Source organism: Streptomyces xanthii (assembly GCF_014621695.1).
GTDB lineage: Bacteria > Actinomycetota > Actinomycetes > Streptomycetales > Streptomycetaceae > Streptomyces > Streptomyces xanthii.
In genome coordinates this window covers 6426189-6444143 of record NZ_CP061281.1, presented here as the reverse complement: position 1 = coordinate 6444143, position 17955 = coordinate 6426189, and the positions used below count along the sequence as shown (strand labels likewise).

Here is a 17955-nt window from a genome sequence, read left to right as displayed (position 1 = left end):
CTAGAGGGGCGTCACGTAGGCGCCGGAGATGCCGCCGTCGACCAGGAAGTCGGTGGCGTTGACGAAGGAGGAGTCGTCGCTGGCGAGGAAGGCGACGGCGGCCGCGATCTCGTCGGCCTCGGCGAAGCGGCCCACCGGGATGTGTACGAGGCGGCGCGCGGCGCGCTCGGGGTCCTTGGCGAACAGCTCTTGGAGGAGCGGGGTGTTGACCGGTCCGGGGCACAGGGCGTTGACCCGGATGCCCTCGCGGGCGAACTGGACGCCGAGCTCGCGGGACATGGCGAGGACGCCGCCCTTGGACGCGGTGTAGGAGATCTGGGAGGTGGCGGCGCCCATCCGGGCCACGAAGCTGGCCGTGTTGATGATGGAGCCCCTGCCCTGTTCCCGCATGTAGGGGATGGCGGCCTTGCAGCACAGGTAGACGGAGGTGAGGTTGACCTCCTGGACGCGCTTCCAGGCCTCCAGGCCGGTGTCGAGGATGGAGTCGTCGTCGGGGGGCGAGATGCCGGCGTTGTTGAAGGCGATGTCGACGGAGCCGTAGGTCTCGTACGCGGTGCGGAACAGGGCCTCGACCTGTTCCGCGTCGGTGACGTCGACCTGGACGAAGGTGCCGCCGACGGCGTCGGCCGCGCTCTTTCCGGCGGCGGCGTCGATGTCGCCGCAGACGACATGGGCGCCTTCGGAGGCGAGGCGGCGGGCGGTGGCGAGGCCGATGCCGCTGCCGGCTCCGGTGATGACGGCGGTGCGGCCGACGAGACGGCGGCAGACGATGTCCTTGGTCATGGGGTGATCAGGCCTCCGTGCTGAGGAAGACGTTCTTGGTCTCGGTGAAGGCGGTCAGGGCGTCGGGGCCGAGTTCGCGGCCGAGGCCGGACTGTTTGAAGCCGCCGAACGGGGTCCAGTAGCGGACGCTGGAGTGCGAGTTGACGGACAGGTTCCCGGCGCGGACGGCGGCACTGACGCGCAGGGCGCGGCCCACGTCCCGGGTCCAGATGGAGCCGGACAGGCCGTACGGCGTGGCGTCGGCGAGGCGGACGGCGTCGGCCTCGTCGGTGAACGGCAGAAGGACGGCGACGGGTCCGAAGATCTCCTCGACGGCGGCCCGGGAGTCGGCCGCCTCGCCGGTGAGGACGGTCGGCGGGAACCAGAAGCCGGGGCCGGTGGGCGCGGTGCCGCGCGGGCCGGGGGCGTCGTCCTTCACGAAGTGCCGTACGCGGTCCAGCTGTCGGCGTGAGATGAGCGGGCCCATCTGCGTCTTCTCGTCGAGCGGGTCACCGACGACGACGGCGCCGATCGCGTCCGTGAGGCGGGCGACGGCCTCCTCGTAGACGGATTCCTGGACGAGGATCCGGGTGCGGGCGCAGCAGTCCTGGCCGGAGTTGTCGAGGAAGGAGAAGGGGTCGAGGGCGCGGCCGAGGTCGGCGTCGGCGAAGACGACGTTGGGGCTCTTGCCGCCGAGTTCGAGGGTGACCGGCTTGACGCGCGCGGCGCAGCGCTCCATGACCTCGCGGCCGGTGCGGGTCGAGCCGGTGAAGACGACCTTCGCGACGTCGGGGTGGTCGACGAGGGCGCGGCCCGTGACGCTCCCGTGGCCGGGGAGCACCTGGAACACGTGCTCGGGCAGTCCGGCGTCCAGGGCGAGTTCGGCCAGGCGCAGGGCGGTGAGCGGGGTGGTCTCGGCCGGTTTGAGGACGACCGCGTTGCCGGCCGCGAGGGCGGGGGCGGTGCCCCAGGCGGCGATCGGCATGGGGAAGTTCCAGGGGGCGATGATGCCGACGACGCCGAGCGGTTCGTGGAAGGTGATGTTCCAGCCGCCGGGGGCGGGGATCTGTGCGCCGTTGAGGCGTTCGGCGCCGCCGGCGGCGTAGAGCAGCAGGTCGCGGACGTTGCCGGCTTCCCAGCGGGCGTTGCCGACCAGGTGCCCGGCCTCGCGGACCTCCAGTTGCGCGAGTTCCTCGAGGTGGGCGTCGACGGTGTCGGCGAAGCGCCGCAGGAGGCGGGCGCGGTCGGCGGGGGCCGCCGCGGCCCAGGCGCGCTGGGCGGTGACGGCGCGGCGCACGGCCCGGTCGGTGTCGGCCGCGTCGGCGGCGGGGACGGTGGCGACCACGTCTTCGGTGGCGGGGTTCAGGACGGTCAGGGTGGTCGTGTCGACGCATCGGTCGGGCAAGGTCACAGCCTCTCGAATCCTCGGCGGAGCTCCCAGTCGGTGACGGCGGCGTCGTACGCGTCGAGTTCGACCCGCGCCGCGTTCAGGTAGTGGGCGACGACCTCGTCGCCGAAGGCGGCCTTCGCGACGGGGCTGTTGGCCCACAGTTCGGCGGCCTCGCGCAGCGTGGTGGGGACGTGCTCGTAGGCGGCCGCGTAGGCGTTGCCCGGGCAGGCGTCGGGCAGTTCGAGGCCCTGCTCCACGCCGTGCAGCCCCGCGGCGATCAGGCCCGCGACGGCGAGGTGCGGGTTGACGTCGCCGCCGGGCAGGCGGTTCTCGAAGCGGAGCGAGCGGCCGTGGCCGACGACGCGCAGCGCGCAGGTCCGGTTGTCGTGGCCCCAGGCGACGGCGGTCGGCGCGAAGGAGCCGGGCTGGAACCGCTTGTACGAGTTGATGTTCGGGGCGTACAGGAGGGAGAAGTCGCGCAGGGCGGCGAGCTGGCCCGCGAGGAAGTGCCGCATGAGCGGGCTCATGCCGTCGGGGTCGTCGCCCGCGAAGGCGGGGGCGCCGTCGGCGTCGGTGAGCGAGAAGTGGATGTGGCAGGAGTTGCCCTCGCGCTCGTTGTACTTCGCCATGAAGGTGAGCGAGGCGCCTTCCTGCGCGGCGATCTCCTTGGCGCCCGTCTTGTAGATCGCGTGCTGGTCGCAGGTGACGAGGGCCTCGTCGTAGCGGAAGGCGATCTCGTGCTGGCCAGGGTTGCACTCGCCCTTGGCGGACTCGACGGTGAGGCCGGCGCCCGCCATCTCGTTGCGGATGCGGCGCAACAGGGGTTCGATGCGGCCGGTGCCGAGGACGGAGTAGTCGATGTTGTACTGGTTGGCCGGGGTCAGGCCGCGGTAGTTCGCGTCCCAGGCCTGTTCGTAGGTGTCCTTGAAGACGATGAACTCCAGCTCGGTGCCGACCTGGGCGGTGAGGCCGAGCTCCGCGAGCCGGTCGAGCTGGCGGCGCAGGATCTGCCGGGGCGCGGCGACGACGGGCGAGCCGTCCTCCCAGGCGAGGTCGGCGACGAGCAGGGCCGTGCCCTCGTTCCAGGGGACGCGGCGCAGGGTGCTCAGGTCGGGGTGCATCGCGAAGTCGCCGTAGCCGCGGTCCCAGGAGGACATCGCGAAACCGTCGACGGTGTTCATCTCGGTGTCGACGGCCAGCAGGTAGTTGCAGCCCTCGGTGCCGTGGTGGAGGACCTCGTCGAGGAAGAAGCGGGCGGCGAACCGCTTGCCCTGGAGCCGGCCCTGCATGTCGGGGAAGGCCAGGACGACCGTGTCGATCTCGCCGCTCGCGACCAGGGCGTGCAGCTCCTCGACGGTCAGCGGGGGTGTGCGGTCTGCCACGGTGAAAGCCTCCTCGGGGATGCTTCTGGACGGCCGGGAGTCATAAGGTATTGCGCGCAACCATTGCTGGGAAGGGGACCCGTCCACATGTCGCTCGACAGGTCGTACGCCGCGGTGCTGCGGCCGGTGCGCGCGGGGAACGGATTCGAGGAGGCCCTGGAGCAGATCCTCCAGGTCGTCCGGCTGGGCCTGGTGCCGGGAGGTGAACGGCTGCCCGCCGAGCGGGAGTTGGCGGAGCGACTCGGGATCAGCCGGGTGACGCTGCGCGAGGTCCTGAAGGTGCTGCAGGACCAGGGTCTGGTCGAGTCGCGGCGCGGGCGCTACGGCGGCACGTTCGTGCGGCCCCGGCCGGAGGCGGCGGGCGAGAACGAGCTGCGGCGCCGGGTCGAGGGCGTCGACGTGGAGGACGCGCTGCGCTTCCGCGAGGCCCTTGAGGTCGGGGCGGCCGGGCTGTGCGCGGCGCACGGGCTCGGCGCGGAGCAGGCGGACCGGCTGCGGGCGGCGCTCGCCGGCACCCACGACGCCCCGCTGGCCGAGTACCGGCGCCGCGACACCCTCCTGCACCTCACCCTCGCGGAGCTGTCCGGGTCCCCGTCCCTGGCCGCGCAGTACGCGGCGGTCCGCGCCGGGATCAACGACCTGCTCGACTGCATCCCCCTGCTGGTACGGAACCTGGAGCACTCGCAGCGCCAGCACACGGCCCTGGTTGAGGCGGTGCTCGACGGGGACGCGGACGGCGCGCGGGAGATGATGCGCGAGCACTGCGCCGGCACGGCCGCGCTCCTGCGCGGATTCCTGACCTGAGCCGGAGTCCGCCCAGGCCGGCGGCAAAGGTACGCGTTCAGGCCATTGTCCGACGGGCGCGGTGACCGCATGCTGAACGCGACCGCGCCCCGTACGGCGATCTCGTACCCTCGGCCCCTGACACGCAGGAAAACGCACTTCAAGCGCACACGGCACTTCGAGAGCACGGCAGTTCAAGGGCGCGGCGACCGACCGACCGGGGAGCACAGCACGATGGTGAGCAGGCCGCTGATCGGCATCAGCACCTATCTGGAGAACAAGGCCAGTTGGGGCGTGTGGGAGCTGCCCGCGGCGCTGCTCCCGGCCGGCTATCCGCAGATCGTGCAGCGCTCCGGCGGTCTGGCCGCCATGGTCCCGCCGGACGATCCCGGGCACGCGCCCTCGGTGGTGGCCCGGCTCGACGGGCTGGTGGTCGCGGGCGGGCCGGACGTCGAGCCCGGCGAGTACGGGGCCGCCCGTGATCCGCGTACGGGGCCGGCCGCGCCGGAGCGGGACGCGTGGGAACTGGCGCTGATCCGGGCCGCGTTGACCTCCGGAACGCCGCTGCTCGGGATCTGCCGGGGCATGCAGCTGCTGAACGTGGCGCTCGGCGGGACGCTGACGCAGCACATCGAGGGGCACGTGAAGGAGACCGGCGTGTTCGGCCGGCACACGGTGACCTCGGTGCCGGGCACCCGGTTCGGCGAGCTGGTGCCCGAGCCGACCGAGGTCCCGACCTACCACCACCAGGCCGTGGACCGCCTGGGCCGGGGTCTGGTGGCCTCGGCGCACGCGGCGGACGGAACGGTGGAGGCCGTCGAACTGCCCGGCATGTCCTGGGTGATCGGCGTGCAGTGGCACCCGGAGATGGGCGAGGACTCCCGGGTCACCGAGGGCCTGGTCCGCGCGGCCTCGGCCCCGCACGGCTTCTGACGCCGACCCCCGAGGGCCTGGGGCGCCGGCAGGGGTCAGGCCCGGACAGGTCGGGGACCGATCCCGGTGCGCGGGGCGGGTCCGCAGGCACGCGGTGAGCCCGGCCGCGCGTCCGCACCGGCCGTTGCGAGACGTCCGCACCGACCCCCGAGCCCGGCGGGTCTCAGGCGTTCGAGCGGGTCAGGCCGAGCAGTTCGCGGGCCGGGCCCACCGGCGGGTGGCCCGTCGGCCAGACCGCGCGCAGGGAGCGGGTCAGGGTCGCGCCTTCCAGAGGGACGCGGACCAGACGGCGGGACGCCAGCTCCTCGCCGACGGCCAGTTCGCTGAGGACCGAGGGGCCGGCGCCGCCGACCGCCGCGGCCTTCACCGCCGTGGTGGAGGACAGCTCGATCAGCGGGCGGGCGAGCCCGCCGAGTGCCGCGTCCAGGACCTGGCGGGTGCCGGAGCCCTCCTCGCGCAGGATGAGCGGGGTCGCGGCCAGTTCCTCGGCGGCGAGCGGTCTGCGGCGGCGCGACCACGGGTGGCCCGGGGCCGTCACCACGATCAGCCGGTCGTGGGCGACGATCGCCGAGTCCAGTCCGGCCGGCACCGACACGCCCTCGACGAAGCCGAGGTCCGCCTCCCCGGCGAGCAGCCGCTCGGCGACCGCCGTCGAGTTCCCCGCGAGCAGGGAGACGGCCGTGTCGGGGCGGGCGGCCCGCAGGGCGAGCAGCCAGCGCGGCAGCAGGTACTCGGCGATGGTCATGCTGGCCGCGACCCGCAGCCGGGAGTCACGGCGTACACGGAGCGCCTGCGCGCCCGCGTCGAACTCCTCGGCCGCCTCGACGATCCGCCGCGCCCAGTCCGTGACGAGGGCTCCGGTCTCGGTGAGCCGGGAGCCGCGCGGCGAGCGGTCGACGAGGGCGAGCCCCAGCTGGCGCTCCATCGAGCGGATGCGGCTGCTGGCGGCGGGCTGGGTGATGCCGAGCTCGCGCGCGGCCGCGCCGAGGCTGCCGAGCCGGGCCACCGCGAGCAGCAGTTCGAGCGCGCCGAGGTCGGGGACGCGGTGGGCGAGGAGCCCCGGGGGCGCCTCCCCTGCCGTGTCCTGCCCCGTGCCCGCCTGGCGCTCGCGCGCTCCCCGCTCCTCGCTCATAAACCCAGCTTATGCCGTCATAGCGGCAACGTCCCTGGTGGGGCGGGGGCACTCGGGCGACCGTGGAGTCATGGTCACCGCCGTCCAACCCGCACCCCGCACCGTCATCGGCCCCCGCGCCGCCGCCGTCCGTCACCTCGGCCCGAACTGGTACGCCGCCGTGATGGGCACCGCCATCGTCGCGAACGCGGGTGCGACGCTGCCGGGTCACGTCCCGGGCCTGCGCACCGCGTGCACGCTGGTGTGGGCCGTCTCGTTCCTGATGCTGCTCGCCCTGCTGGCGGCGCGGACCGCGCACTGGACGCACCACCGGGACCAGGCCCGCGCCCATCTCGCCGACCCGGCGGTGGCCCCGTTCTACGGCTGTCTGTCGATGGCGCTGCTCGCGGTGGGCGCGGGCACGCTGACCGTGGGGCAGGGCTGGATCGGGGCGGGCGCGGCGGTCGCGGTCGACACCGTGCTGTTCGTCGCCGGGACCGCGATCGGGCTCGCCGCCGCCGTCACGATCCCGTACCTGATGGTCGTGCGGCACCGGATCGAGCCGGGGCAGGCGTCGCCGGTGTGGCTGCTGCCCGTGGTCGCGCCGATGGTGTCGGCGGCCTGCGGGCCGCTGCTCGCCGCGCATCTGCCCGAGGGGCAGGCCCGGGCGACGCTGCTGCTGGCCTGCTACGCCCTGTTCGGCCTGAGCCTCCTGGCGACCCTGGTCATGCTCCCCGTGATCTTCGCGCGCCTGGTCACGGGCGGGCCGCTGCCGCCGGCGCTGACCCCCACCCTGTTCCTGGTCCTCGGGCCGCTGGGCCAGTCGACGACCGCCACCGGCAAGATCGCCGACGCCGCGCAGGGCGTGTTCCCCGCCGCGTACGAGCACGCGTTCAGCGCGTTCGCCGTGCTGTACGGCGTGCCCGTGATGGGCTTCGCCCTGCTGTGGCTGGCGCTGGCCGCCGCGATGGTGGTGCGGGCACGGCGCGCGGGCATGGGCTTCGCGATGACGTGGTGGGCGTTCACCTTCCCCGTCGGCACGTGTGTCACCGGCGCGGAGAGCCTGGCGGCCCACACCGGCCTCGCCGCGTTCGACGTGCTGACGGTGGCGCTGTACGCCTTCCTCGTCGCGGCCTGGGCGGTGGCGGCCGTCCGGACGGTACGGGGCCTGGCCTCGGGCCGCCTCCTCGCGGCTCCGGCCCCGGCGCGGGCCTGAGCGCGGGGCTGTTCAGCGCCGCAGGGCCCGGTAGCGCTTGAGCAGCGCGGTGATCCGGGCCTGGTCCGCCGCGCCGTTCAGCTCGGTGAGCAGGTCGTCGGGGCACAGTTCGTACAGGTCGCCCCAGAAGCGGCGTCCGCGGTTGTCCCAGATCCGGTAGCCGCCCGGGACGCCCCGGGCCACGTAACGCCGTCTGCTCACCGCTCTCCTCGGGACACGGGCCGCCGCAGGGCCGCGCCGAGCACCTCGGGGGCCGTCGCCAGTGAGGGTCCGTACCAGGTGAGGCTGCGGCCGTCGACGAGGGCCGCGGGGGCGGTGAAGGCCTCCGGGCCGTCGTCGGCCGTGAAACGGTACGGCTCGTCGGGCAGCACGACCAAGTCCTTTTCGACGGCCTCCAGTTCGCCGAGCGGGACGCGGGGGTAGCGCTCGGAGGCGTCCGCGTACGCGTTGGCGACGCCGAGGCGGGCGAGCAGGTCGCCGGCGAAGGTGTCGCGGCCGAGGACCATCCAGGGGCGCCGCCAGATCGGCACGACGGCCCTCAGTGCGGGCTCGGGCGGCGGCAGGGCGCCCCAGGCGGCCTCGGCGTCGTCCAGCCAGCGCGGCCGCGAACGGGCCCCGCAGGCGTCCAGGACGCGGTCCAGCTCGCGCAGCGCCTGCGGCAGCGTGCGGATCTCGGTGACGAGGACGGGGACGCCCGCGGCGCGCAGCGCGGCGAGGTCGGGCTCCCGGTTCTCCTCCTCGTTGGCGACGACGAGGTCGGGGGCGAGCGCGGTGATCGCGGGGACGTCGGGGTTCTTGGTGCCGCCGAGGCGGGGCACGTCGAGCCCGGCGGGATGCGTGCACCAGTCCGTCGCTCCAGCGAGGGCGCCCGGCAGCGTCACCGCGATCGCCTCGGTCAGCGACGGGACCAGCGACACGACCCGCACGGCGGCGGCTACTTCGGACCCGGCTCGTCGACGGCGTCGATGTGCTCGGCGACGGCCACGACGAGCACCCGGGTCTCCGGCACGGTCGCCCGCCACCGGTGCCGTACGCCACCGGTCAGGTACAGGGTGTCACCGCGTCCGAGGCGATAGGCGCGGCCCTCCGCCTCGACCTCGACGGCGCCCTCGGTCACGTAGAGCATCACGTCGTTGCGCAGCTGGAACTCGCGGCCGGGGTCGTGGTCGCCGACGAACTCCTGGGCGTGCATCTGGTGGTGCCCGCGCACGAGGGACCGTACGACGGTGTCCTGGGCGCCCTCCTCGACGGTGGCGTCGTCGGCGCGGACCAGGTCCACGGTGCGGGCCGGGTCGGCGGCGGCGAGGAGTTCGACGGCGGTGGTGCCGAGGGCGTCGGCGACCTTCTCCAGGGAGCGGCGGCTGGGGCGGGCCCGCTCGTTCTCCACCTGGCTGAGGAAGGGCACCGACAGGCCGGTGCGCTCTGCGACGGCGGAGAGGGTCAGCTCCAGGGAGCGGCGGCGGCGCCGGACGGCTGCGCCCACACGCAGTGTCTCCTTGTACTTGTCGTGCTCGTTGTACTTGTCCTGCTCGTCCATGACATCCGCTCCCTCCCACTGCTCCGGTTGTGCTGTACGTCTCAATGCACCCTACGCATGTTCGTCAAACAGTTTCATCCGATGGCCGAAGCCGTGGGGCGCACGAGGGGGCTCAACGGGGCGAGGGGTGGCCACGGCGCGACGGGTGTCGTGCCGTGGCCACCCCTCGGGGAGACCCTGCGGACCAGGTCAGGAAGCGGTCATCCGCTCCGCGACGTCCTGGTGCTTCGTGAGCCAGGCGGCGACGGCCGCCTCCTCCTTGCCCTGACCGCGGTTCTTGATCTCGGCCTCCAGGGAGCCCAGTTCGTCCTCGCTCAGCTCGAAGTTCTTGAACCACTTCGTGAGCTGCGGGAACTTGTCGGGGAACTCCTTGTTGGCGATCGTCCGGATGGTGTTGCCCTCACCGAACTTCTTCTCCGGGTCGGCCAGCTTGGTCAGCTTGTACTCGCTGTAGGCCCAGTGCGGCGACCAGAGCACGACCGCGATCGGCTCCTTCTTGGCGTAGGACCGCTTGAGCTCGGCGAGCATCGCCGGCGTGGAGCCGTCGACGACCTTGTACTCCTTGTCCAGGCCGTAGCCCGGCAGCACGTCCTTCTTCAGGAGGTTCATCTCGCCGGTGCCCGGCTCGATGCCGATGATCTTCCCGTCGAAGGTCTTGCCCTTGCCCTTCAGGTCCGCGAGGGACTTGACGCCCTTCACGTACGAGGGGACGGCGACCTCCAGGGAGGTCGGGCTGTACCAGCTGCCCAGGTCGACCAGGTTCTTCTTGCTCTTGTCCCAGTAGTTCTTCTGCGCGTACGGCAGCCAGGCGTCGAAGTTGACGTCGAGGTCACCACTGGCGAGGCCGGTGTAGACCGGGCCCACGTCCATCTGCTTCAGGTTCAGCTTGTAGCCGCGCTTCTCCAGGACGTTCTTCCAGAGGTACGTGACCGCGACGTCCTCGTCCCAGGGGAACCAGGCGACGTTCACCGGGTTCTTGGCCTCGGCGGGCGCCGACTGCTTCTTGACGGGAGCAAGCTTGTCGACCAGGCCCGGGTTCTGCTTCAGCCAGGTCTTGACGGCCTCCTGCTGCTTGCCCTTGCCGGTCTTGTTGATCTGCGCCTCGAGGCTCGTGAGCTGCTTCTCGTCGAGCTTGAAGTCCTTGAGCCACTTGCCGACCTCGGGGAACTCGCTGCCGAATCCCTTGCGCGCCAGCGTGTGGATGCCGTCGCCCTTGCCCCAGACACCCTTCGGGTCCTTGAGCTTCTTGAGCTTGTAGTCGTTGTACGCCCAGTGCGGCGACCAGAGCGGGACGACGATCGGCTTCTTCTTGGCGTACGCGCGCTTCAGCTCGGCCAGCATCGCCGGCGTGGAGCTGTCGACGACCTTGTACTCCTTGTCGAGGCCGTAGGCCTTCAGCACCTTGCTCTTGAGCAGCGCCGACTCACCGGCGCTGGCCTCGATGCCGGTGACCTTGCCGCCGAAGAGGTCGCCCTTGCCCTTGAGGTCCGCGAGGGTGTTCACGTCCTTCATGTAGGCGGGCACGGTCAGCTCGAGGGAGGTCGGCCCGTACCAGGACCCGAGGTCCTCCAGGTCCTTGCCGTACTTCTTCCAGTACTCGGCGTGCGTGACCGGCAGCCAGGAGTCGGTCTGGAAGTCGATGCCACCCTGCGCCAGCGAGGTGTAGAGCGGGCCGGCCTCGAACTGCTTGACGTCGACCTGGAAGCCGCGCTGCTCGAGGATCTCCTTCCACAGGAAGGTGGAGGCGACGCCCTCGTCCCACGGGATGTAGCCGATGGTGACCTTCTTGCCGTGGCCGACGTTCGTGGCGTCGCCGCCGGAGGCCGTCGAGGACGTGGAGCCGCCGAAGGCGCCCATGCCGCCGCCGACGAGCGCCAGGATCACCACACCGATCACGGCCACGGCCGGACGGGGGCGGTAGGACCAGATGTTCAGGCCGCGCGCGGCGCGCAGCTTGGCGAGGGCGCGGCGGCCGAGCGGGGACACCTGCTGGCCGAGCGCGCTGGTCATGCGGTCGAGGTAGATCGCCAGGATGACGATCGCGATGCCGGACTCGGCGCCCAGGCCGACGTTCAGCTGGCCGATGGCCGTGTTGACGTCGCCGCCGAGGCCGCCGGCGCCGACCATGCCCGCGATGGCGGCCATGGACAGGCCCAGCATGATGACCTGGTTGACACCGGCCATGATCGTGGGCAGGGCGAGCGGCAGCTGGACGCGGAGCAGGATGTTGCGCGGCGTGGTGCCGAACGCCTCGGCCGCCTCGACGAGTTCCTGGTCGACCTGCCGGATGCCCAGCTCGGTCATGCGCACGCCCGGGGGCACGGCGAAGATCAGGGTCGCGACGATGCCGGCGGGGGCGCCGGAGCCGAAGAACAGGATGGCCGGGATCAGGTAGACCATCGCGGGCAGCGTCTGCATCAGGTCGAGGATCGGCCGGAACAGGCCGCTGACCCGGTTCGAGCGCGCCGCCCAGATGCCCAGGGGCACGCCGATGACCAGGGCGATCACCGTGGACACGAGGACCAGCGACATGGTGTCCATCGCGTGGTCCCACAGGCCCAGGTTGTCGATGAACCCGAGGCCGACGAAGGTCAGCACTCCGGCCACGGTGCCGCGCAGCCAGAAGGCGACGACGGCGAAGATGCCCGCCATGATGAGCGCGGGGGGCGCCTGGAGGACGTCGGTGAGTCCGTTGTTGACGCCTTCGAAGCAGCTCTGGAAGAAGTCGAAGAGCCACGACATGTGGTGGAGCAGCCACTCCACGGCATCGTTGACCCAGTCGCCGAAGGGGATCTTAGGCATCGGCGTTCACCTTCTCCACGGGACCGTCTTCCTCGCCGCGCTGCGCCGGGACGGCGTCCTGCTTGACGAGGCCCGGGGCCGCGCCGTCGTTCTCGGCGTCCGGCGCACTGTCCTGCGCGGTGATCGTCTCCCCGAGCACGGCCAGCAGCCGGGCCCGGGTCACGACACCGGCGAGCTCGCCGTCCTCGCCGGTCACGGCGACGGCGACGCCGCTCGTCGAGCACGGCGTGAACAGGTCGATGATCGGGGTGCCGGCGGTGACCGTGGCCGGGGCGTCGGACGGGTCGTAGCCCTGCTCCGGCTCGCTCATGATGGCGCCGGCGGTGAGCACCCGGGCCCGGTCGACGTCCTGGGTGAAGGAGGCGACGTAGTCGTTGGCCGGCGTGACGAGGATGTCCTCGGCGGTGCCTATCTGGACGATGCGGCCGTCACGCATGACGGCGATGCGGTCGCCCAGGCGCATGGCCTCGTTCAGGTCGTGGGTGATGAAGACGATCGTCTTCTTCAGGGTCTTCTGCAGTTCCAGGAGCTGATCCTGCATGTCGCGCCGGATCAGCGGGTCGAGCGCGCTGAACGACTCGTCCATGAGGAGCAGGTCGGCGTCGGTGGCGAGCGCGCGGGCCAGGCCCACGCGCTGCTGCATGCCGCCGGACAGCTCGTCGGGGAAGGACTTCTCCCAGCCCTTGAGCCCGGCGAGTTCGAGCGCCTCGTGGGCCCGCTTCTCGCGCTCGGCGCGCGGGACGCCCTGCACCTCGAGCCCGTACGCCGCGTTCTCGAGGACGGAGCGGTGGGGGAACAGGGCGAAGTGCTGGAAGACCATGCTGATCTTCTTCGAGCGGACCTCGCGCAGCTCGCGGGGCGAGAGCTGCGTCAGGTCCTCCCCGTCGAAGCGGACGTGCCCGGCAGTGGGCTCCAAAAGTCCGTTCAGCATGCGCAGAAGAGTGGACTTGCCGGATCCCGACAGACCCATGACGACGAAGATCTGCCCGGGCTCGACGGTGAAGGACGCGTCGATCACGGCGGCAGTGGTGCCGTCGGCGCGCAGTTCCTCACGGTCGGCTCCGCGGCGGAGCTTCTCCACCGCCTCATCGGGTCGTCTGCCGAACACCTTGTACAGGTCTTCGGCTTCAAGCCTGGACACATACACCTCTCGGGTCGAACCAAGACGGCCCGCCTCCCCCGCCGGCGGGCCGTGGAGCGGCGCGGGGTCGGCCCGCTTGCCCGGACCCCCGACTTTCAGCCAGTAGTTGAAAGTGAGACCGGGTCCGCTCCGGCTCGTCGCCTGCCCCGGCTCATGCCGAGCAAACAGAAGAGTGGCCCAGTTCACACGCCATTCACCGCCGACCACGTTTACTGCACGACCGGTAAGTGTCAGTGGGGTGCGGCATGATGCGGAGGGTGACCCAGGACAACTCCGCATCCCCGCGCCTGATGCTGCTCGACACCGCGTCCCTGTACTTCCGGGCCTACTTCGGAGTGCCGGACTCCGTGAAGGCCCCGGACGGCACTCCGGTCAACGCGGTGCGCGGGCTGCTCGAATTCATCACCCGGCTCGTCCACGACCACCGCCCCACGCATCTGGTGGCGTGCATGGACGCGGACTGGCGCCCCCAGTGGCGCGTCGACCTCATCCCCTCCTACAAGGCGCACCGCGTCGCCGAGGAGACCCCCGCCGGCACGCCGGACGAGGAGGAGGTGCCCGACACGCTGTCGCCGCAGGTGCCGGTCATCGAGGACGTGCTCGACGCGGTGGGCATCGCGCGCGTGGGCGTGGCGGGCTACGAGGCGGACGACGTGATCGGCACGTACACGGCCCGCGCGAGCGGCCCCGTCGACATCGTCACGGGCGACCGCGACCTGTACCAGCTGGTGGACGACGAGCGGAAGCGCCGGGTGCTCTACCCGATCAAGGGTGTCGGCACCCTCCAGGTCACCGACGAGGCGTTCCTGCGCGAGAAGTACGCGGTGGACGGCCCCGGGTACGTGGACATGGCGCTGCTGCGCGGCGACCCGAGCGACGGGCTGCCGGGCGTGCCCGGGATCGGCGAGAAGACGGCCGCGAAGCTGCTCGCGCAGTTCGGCGACCTGGCCGGAATCATGGCCGCGGTCGACGACCCGGGAGCGAAGCTGACGCCGACGCAGCGCAAGCGGCTCGACGAGGCGCGGCCGTACATCGCGGTGGCCCCGAAGGTGGTGCGGGTCGCGGACGACGTGCCGCTGCCGGACGTGGACACGGCGTTGCCGCACGCCCCGCGCGACCCGGCCGCCGTGGGGGAGCTCGGCGCCCGCTGGGGTCTGGGCGGTTCGCTCCAGCGGCTCCTGGCCACGCTCGCCGGCTGAGGTGCTAACTTAGGCATACCTAAGTTCACGTTGCACCGAGGGAGACCGCACATGGCCGAGCGCCCCGCACGCCCGCCCCGCAAGGCCCGCTCCGCCCAGGTGGTGCGCGCCGAGCACATCACCCCGCACATGCGCCGGGTGGTCCTCGGCGGCGCGGGCCTCGCGGACTTCCCCGACGAGCTCCCGTACACCGACCACTACGTGAAGCTGCTCTTCGCCCCGGCGCCGGACGTGACCTACGCGGAGCCGTTCGACGTGGAGCGGATCCGCGCGGAGCTGCCGCGCGAGCAGTGGCCGGTGACGCGGACGTACACGGTGCGGGCCTGGGACCCGGCCGCGCGCGAGCTGACCCTCGACTTCGTGGTGCACGGCGACGAGGGGCTGGCCGGGCCGTGGGCGGTCGGCGTCGCGCCCGGCACGACGATCCACTTCATGGGCCCGGGCGGCGCCTACCGCCCGGACCTCACCGCCGACTGGCATCTGCTGGCCGGCGACGAGAGCGCCCTCCCGGCGATCGCCGCCGCCCTCGAAGCCCTCCCGGCCGGCACCCGGGCCCACGCCTTCATCGAGGTCGAGGGCCCGGAGGAGCAGCAGAAGATCGACTCCCCGGTCGAGATCACCTGGCTGCACCGCGCGGGCCGCCCCGTCGGCTCCCTCCTGGTCGAAGCGGTCACCGGCCTCGACTTCCCGGCCGGCCGCCCCCACGCCTTCGTCCACGGCGAGGCCGGCTTCGTGAAGGACCTCCGCCGCCACCTGCGCATCGACCGCGAGATCCCCCGCGAACACCTCTCGATCTCCGGCTACTGGCGCCTCGGCCACAACGAGGACGGCTGGCAGGCCTCGAAGCGCGACTGGAACGCCCAGGTAGAGGCCGAACAGGAACCTTCCGCCTGACCAGCAGCCCCCTGGGGCTTTCAGGGGCGCGGGGCTGTACCCGATCAGCGACTCCACCGCGGGGCGCAACCACGACACCCCTGGGGCACGCGGAGCGTGCGTTCAGGGGCGCGGGGAACTGCGCGACCAGCCACAACGAACCCGCACCCGGCGACGGACCACCAACCGGCAACGGCGCGGAACCGTACCCGATCAGCGACTCCGCCGCGGCGCGCGACCAGCCACACCGAAACCCGCACCCCGCGACGCAAGATCCACCCCCGCGGCGCCAAGCCGTACCGTTACCCCGGTGACCCGCCGCAGACCCCGCACCCCCGCCCCGCCCCTCCCCCAGCGCGACGGGATCGACCCCGTCCACGTGAAGATGCCGGCCGAGGGCGACTGGCGCACCGTGCGGGACCACCTGACCGAGCGGCTCTCCGCCCACGCGGAGACGATCGACGCGATGATCGAGGCGGGCCGGATCGTCACGGCGGACGGCACCCCCATCGGACCCGAGACCCCCTACACCCCCGGAGGGCACGTCTGGTTCCACCGCGACCTCCCGGCGGAGCCCCCCGTCCCGTTCCCGATCGAGATCGTGCACCGCGACGACCACCTGGTCATCGCCGACAAGCCCCACTTCCTGGCGACCACCCCCCGCGGCAGCCACATCAGGGAGACCGCGCTGGCGAGGCTGCGCCGCGACCTGGGCCTCCCCGGGCTGGGCCCGGCGCACCGGCTGGACCGCCTGACGGCCGGCCTTGTCCTGTTCGTCGTCCGCCCCGAGGACCGCGGCCGCTACCAGACCCTGTTCCGCGACCGCCTGGTCCGCAAGGAGTACGAGGCGATCGCCCCGTACGACCCGGCCGTCGAGCTCCCCGTCACCGTGCGGAGCCGGATCGAGAAGGAGCGCGGGGTGCTCGCCGCGCAGGAGATCCCCGGCGGCGAGCCCAACGCGGAGAGCGACATCCGGCTCGTCGAGGCGCGCGGCCCCCTCGGCCGCTACCGCCTCACCCCGCACACGGGCCGCACCCACCAGCTCCGTGTCCACATGAACCGCCTCGGGCTGCCGATCCTCGGCGACCCGATCTACCCGGAGATCGCCCCCCTCACCGCCCCGGACGACTTCCGCCGCCCCCTCCAACTCCTCGCCCGCACCCTGGAGTTCAGGGACCCCGTGTCCGGCCGCGAGCTCCGCTTCACGAGCGGGCGGGAACTCGCGGCCTGGACGTCGTACGAGGACTGGGCGGGCGGCGCAGGCCCGGCCGCCCCCGGCACGGATCAGTAGCCGCGCCACCACCGCAGGAACCGCTGCCAGGCCCCGAGCCGCTCCCCCGGGGCCGGAGCCTGCACCCCGGCCGGCGCCGGTGCGGCGGCCGGAGCGGGACCCGGCTGCGGCGGCACCATGGCGTCCGGCTGCCCCGGCCCGCCGGCGTGCCCCGGCGAGGACACCTGCCAGTCCGTGCGCTGCGGCGACGACATGCTCGGCACCGACACGACGTCCTGCTGCCCCCGCGGCGTGAACTCCACCGGCAGGGCCACGAGGTGCTGCGACAGGATCGTCGACCGCCACCTCAACTCCGACTCGGGCACGGCCAGTTCGGCATCCGGCAGCCGCATCAGGAACGCGTCGACGCCGATGTCGGCGATGGCGCGCCCGATGTCCTGACCGGGGCACTCGTGCGGGCCGCCGCCGAACGCGAGGTGCGAGCGGTTGCCCATCATGTGGGCGCCGGGTTCGGGCCGCACGACCGGGTCGGCGTTCCCCGGCTGGATGCCCATGATCAGACCGTCGCCGGCCCGGATGTGCTGCCCGCCGAGCTCGGTGTCGACCTTGGCGAAGTACCCGACCATCGCGCTGAACGGCGGCTCGTCCCACAGGGACTGCTCGACCGCCTCCGGCACGGTCATCTGCCCGCCGTTGAGCTGGGCCCGGAAGCGCGGGTCGGTGAGCACGACGCGCAGCACGTTGGCGATGAGGTTGGCCGTGGCCTCGTACGCGGCGATGAGCACGAGCCGCAGGTGCTGGCCGACCTCGTCGTCGGTGAGCCCGGCCGGGTCCGTGATCAGGGTGCTGGTGAAGTCGTCCTCGATGGGGTCGGCCCGGCGGCGCACCGCGAGTTCCATGAGGTGGCCCATGATGAACTCGTTGCTCGCGATGGCCGTCTCGGTGCCCTTGATCATGTCGCGGGCCGCCTGCACGAAGCGCTCGCTGTACGCCTCGGGCGCGCCGAGCAGGTCGAGCATCACCATCATCGGCAGATGCTCGGCGAACTCGCTGACGACCTCGCAGGTGCCGCGCTCGGAGAAGCGGTTGATGATGATCTGGGTCGACTTGTTGATGGTGCGGCGCAGGCTGCGGGCCTCGATCGTGGCGATGGCCGCGCTGACCGCGCCGCGCAGCCGCAGGTGCTCCGCGCCTTCGGCCATCGAGCAGATGGGCTGCCAGCTGAAGACGGGCGCGAGCGGGTGGGTCGGTTTGACCGTGCCGTTCTTCAGGGCGGTCCAGCCCCGCGCGTCGCGGTTGTACTGGGACGTGCTGCGGACCATGTGCAGGTTCTCGCCGTGGCCGAGGACCGCCCACATGCGGACGTCGTCGTGGATGAGCACGGGCGCGACGGGACCGTGCTCGGCGCGGAGTTTCTCGTACACGCCCGCGAGGTCCTCGTCGGCCTCGGGGCCGTACAGCCTGCGCAGTCCGTCCGGGCCGAGCGCGTGCGCGGGGCAGCCGGGCGGCGGCGCGAGCGAGGGGTCTCCCAGGGCGTCGTACGCGTGCGGCTGGGAGGGCTGGGAGGGAGGCGTCACGGTGATCGCTCCGGTGGT

General features: G+C 72.4%; 16 protein-coding genes. 6 read left to right on the top strand and 10 right to left on the bottom strand.

All coding sequences use genetic code 11. From position 1 onward, the window contains the following. The 3 genes from IAG42_RS29055 to IAG42_RS29045 are packed head-to-tail and all read right to left on the bottom strand — an operon-like array spanning position 1 to position 3534. Positions 1-783, bottom strand: coding sequence for a 3-oxoacyl-ACP reductase (locus IAG42_RS29055; RefSeq protein ID WP_188339922.1), 783 nt, complete (start codon positions 781-783; stop codon positions 1-3). A gap of 7 nt (positions 784-790) precedes the next feature. Next, on the bottom strand, positions 791-2167 hold the full coding sequence (locus IAG42_RS29050) for an aldehyde dehydrogenase family protein (RefSeq protein WP_188339921.1): 1377 nt from the start codon (positions 2165-2167) through the stop codon (positions 791-793). A 2-nt stretch (positions 2168-2169) separates the two neighbouring features. Beyond that, positions 2170-3534, bottom strand: coding sequence for a glutamine synthetase family protein (locus tag IAG42_RS29045; RefSeq protein ID WP_188339920.1), 1365 nt, complete (start codon positions 3532-3534; stop codon positions 2170-2172). Between the two features lie 87 nt (positions 3535-3621). Between IAG42_RS29045 and IAG42_RS29040 the strand changes: the two genes are divergently transcribed. Both IAG42_RS29040 and IAG42_RS29035 read left to right on the top strand, forming a co-directional pair. After that, positions 3622-4338, top strand: a complete 717-nt coding sequence (locus IAG42_RS29040) for a FadR/GntR family transcriptional regulator (RefSeq protein ID WP_188339919.1) — start codon at positions 3622-3624, stop codon at positions 4336-4338. A 213-nt stretch (positions 4339-4551) separates the two neighbouring features. Further along, the gene (locus IAG42_RS29035) at positions 4552-5250 is read left to right on the top strand and encodes a gamma-glutamyl-gamma-aminobutyrate hydrolase family protein (RefSeq protein ID WP_188339918.1); all 699 of its coding nucleotides are present in this window, start codon (positions 4552-4554) and stop codon (positions 5248-5250) included. 163 nt (positions 5251-5413) lie between these two features. Here the strand turns inward: IAG42_RS29035 and IAG42_RS29030 are convergent, their stop codons facing one another. After that, the gene (locus tag IAG42_RS29030) at positions 5414-6382 is read right to left on the bottom strand and encodes a LysR family transcriptional regulator (RefSeq protein WP_188339917.1); all 969 of its coding nucleotides are present in this window, start codon (positions 6380-6382) and stop codon (positions 5414-5416) included. 70 nt (positions 6383-6452) lie between these two features. Here IAG42_RS29030 and IAG42_RS29025 point away from each other — a divergent pair, with 70 nt between their 5' ends. Beyond that, a complete protein-coding gene (locus tag IAG42_RS29025; protein WP_188339916.1) occupies positions 6453-7577 on the top strand; it encodes a TDT family transporter in 1125 nt (374 codons plus the stop codon). A 12-nt stretch (positions 7578-7589) separates the two neighbouring features. Here IAG42_RS29025 and IAG42_RS29020 read toward each other — a convergent pair whose 3' ends face one another. The 5 genes from IAG42_RS29020 to IAG42_RS29000 form a co-directional block, all read right to left on the bottom strand. Continuing rightward, entirely contained in the window at positions 7590-7778 is a 189-nt protein-coding gene (locus tag IAG42_RS29020; RefSeq protein ID WP_188339915.1) for a hypothetical protein, read from the bottom strand. After that, positions 7775-8503, bottom strand: a complete 729-nt coding sequence (locus tag IAG42_RS29015; protein ID WP_188339914.1) for a helical backbone metal receptor — start codon at positions 8501-8503, stop codon at positions 7775-7777. Before IAG42_RS29015 ends, IAG42_RS29020 begins: the two co-directional genes overlap by 4 nt. Before the next feature lie 8 nt (positions 8504-8511). Beyond that, positions 8512-9114 (bottom strand): helix-turn-helix domain-containing protein, encoded by a 603-nt coding sequence (locus tag IAG42_RS29010; RefSeq protein ID WP_188339913.1) that lies wholly within the window; start codon positions 9112-9114, stop codon positions 8512-8514. A 189-nt stretch (positions 9115-9303) separates the two neighbouring features. Beyond that, positions 9304-11916: an ABC transporter permease/substrate binding protein gene (locus IAG42_RS29005; RefSeq protein ID WP_188339912.1), complete on the bottom strand. Its 2613-nt coding sequence runs from the start codon at positions 11914-11916 to the stop codon at positions 9304-9306. Further along, positions 11909-13057, bottom strand: coding sequence for a quaternary amine ABC transporter ATP-binding protein (locus IAG42_RS29000; protein WP_188339911.1), 1149 nt, complete (start codon positions 13055-13057; stop codon positions 11909-11911). The genes IAG42_RS29005 and IAG42_RS29000 overlap by 8 nt, the downstream gene beginning before the upstream one ends. Before the next feature lie 248 nt (positions 13058-13305). Here IAG42_RS29000 and IAG42_RS28995 point away from each other — a divergent pair, with 248 nt between their 5' ends. The 3 genes from IAG42_RS28995 to IAG42_RS28985 all read left to right on the top strand — a co-directional run bounded on the left by IAG42_RS28995 (position 13306) and on the right by IAG42_RS28985 (position 16420). Beyond that, a complete protein-coding gene (locus IAG42_RS28995) occupies positions 13306-14256 on the top strand; it encodes a 5'-3' exonuclease (protein ID WP_223206450.1) in 951 nt (316 codons plus the stop codon). A gap of 51 nt (positions 14257-14307) precedes the next feature. Then, a complete protein-coding gene (locus IAG42_RS28990) occupies positions 14308-15150 on the top strand; it encodes a siderophore-interacting protein (RefSeq protein ID WP_188339909.1) in 843 nt (280 codons plus the stop codon). 289 nt (positions 15151-15439) lie between these two features. Further along, positions 15440-16420 (top strand): RluA family pseudouridine synthase, encoded by a 981-nt coding sequence (locus IAG42_RS28985; protein ID WP_223206199.1) that lies wholly within the window; start codon positions 15440-15442, stop codon positions 16418-16420. Here the strand turns inward: IAG42_RS28985 and IAG42_RS28980 are convergent. After that, positions 16414-17937 carry a cytochrome P450 gene (locus tag IAG42_RS28980; protein ID WP_223206198.1) on the bottom strand — a complete coding sequence of 508 codons (1524 nt, stop codon included), beginning with the start codon at positions 17935-17937 and terminating at the stop codon, positions 16414-16416. The two genes, IAG42_RS28985 and IAG42_RS28980, sit on opposite strands and share 7 nt — an antisense overlap. Positions 17938-17955 lie beyond the last annotated feature (18 nt).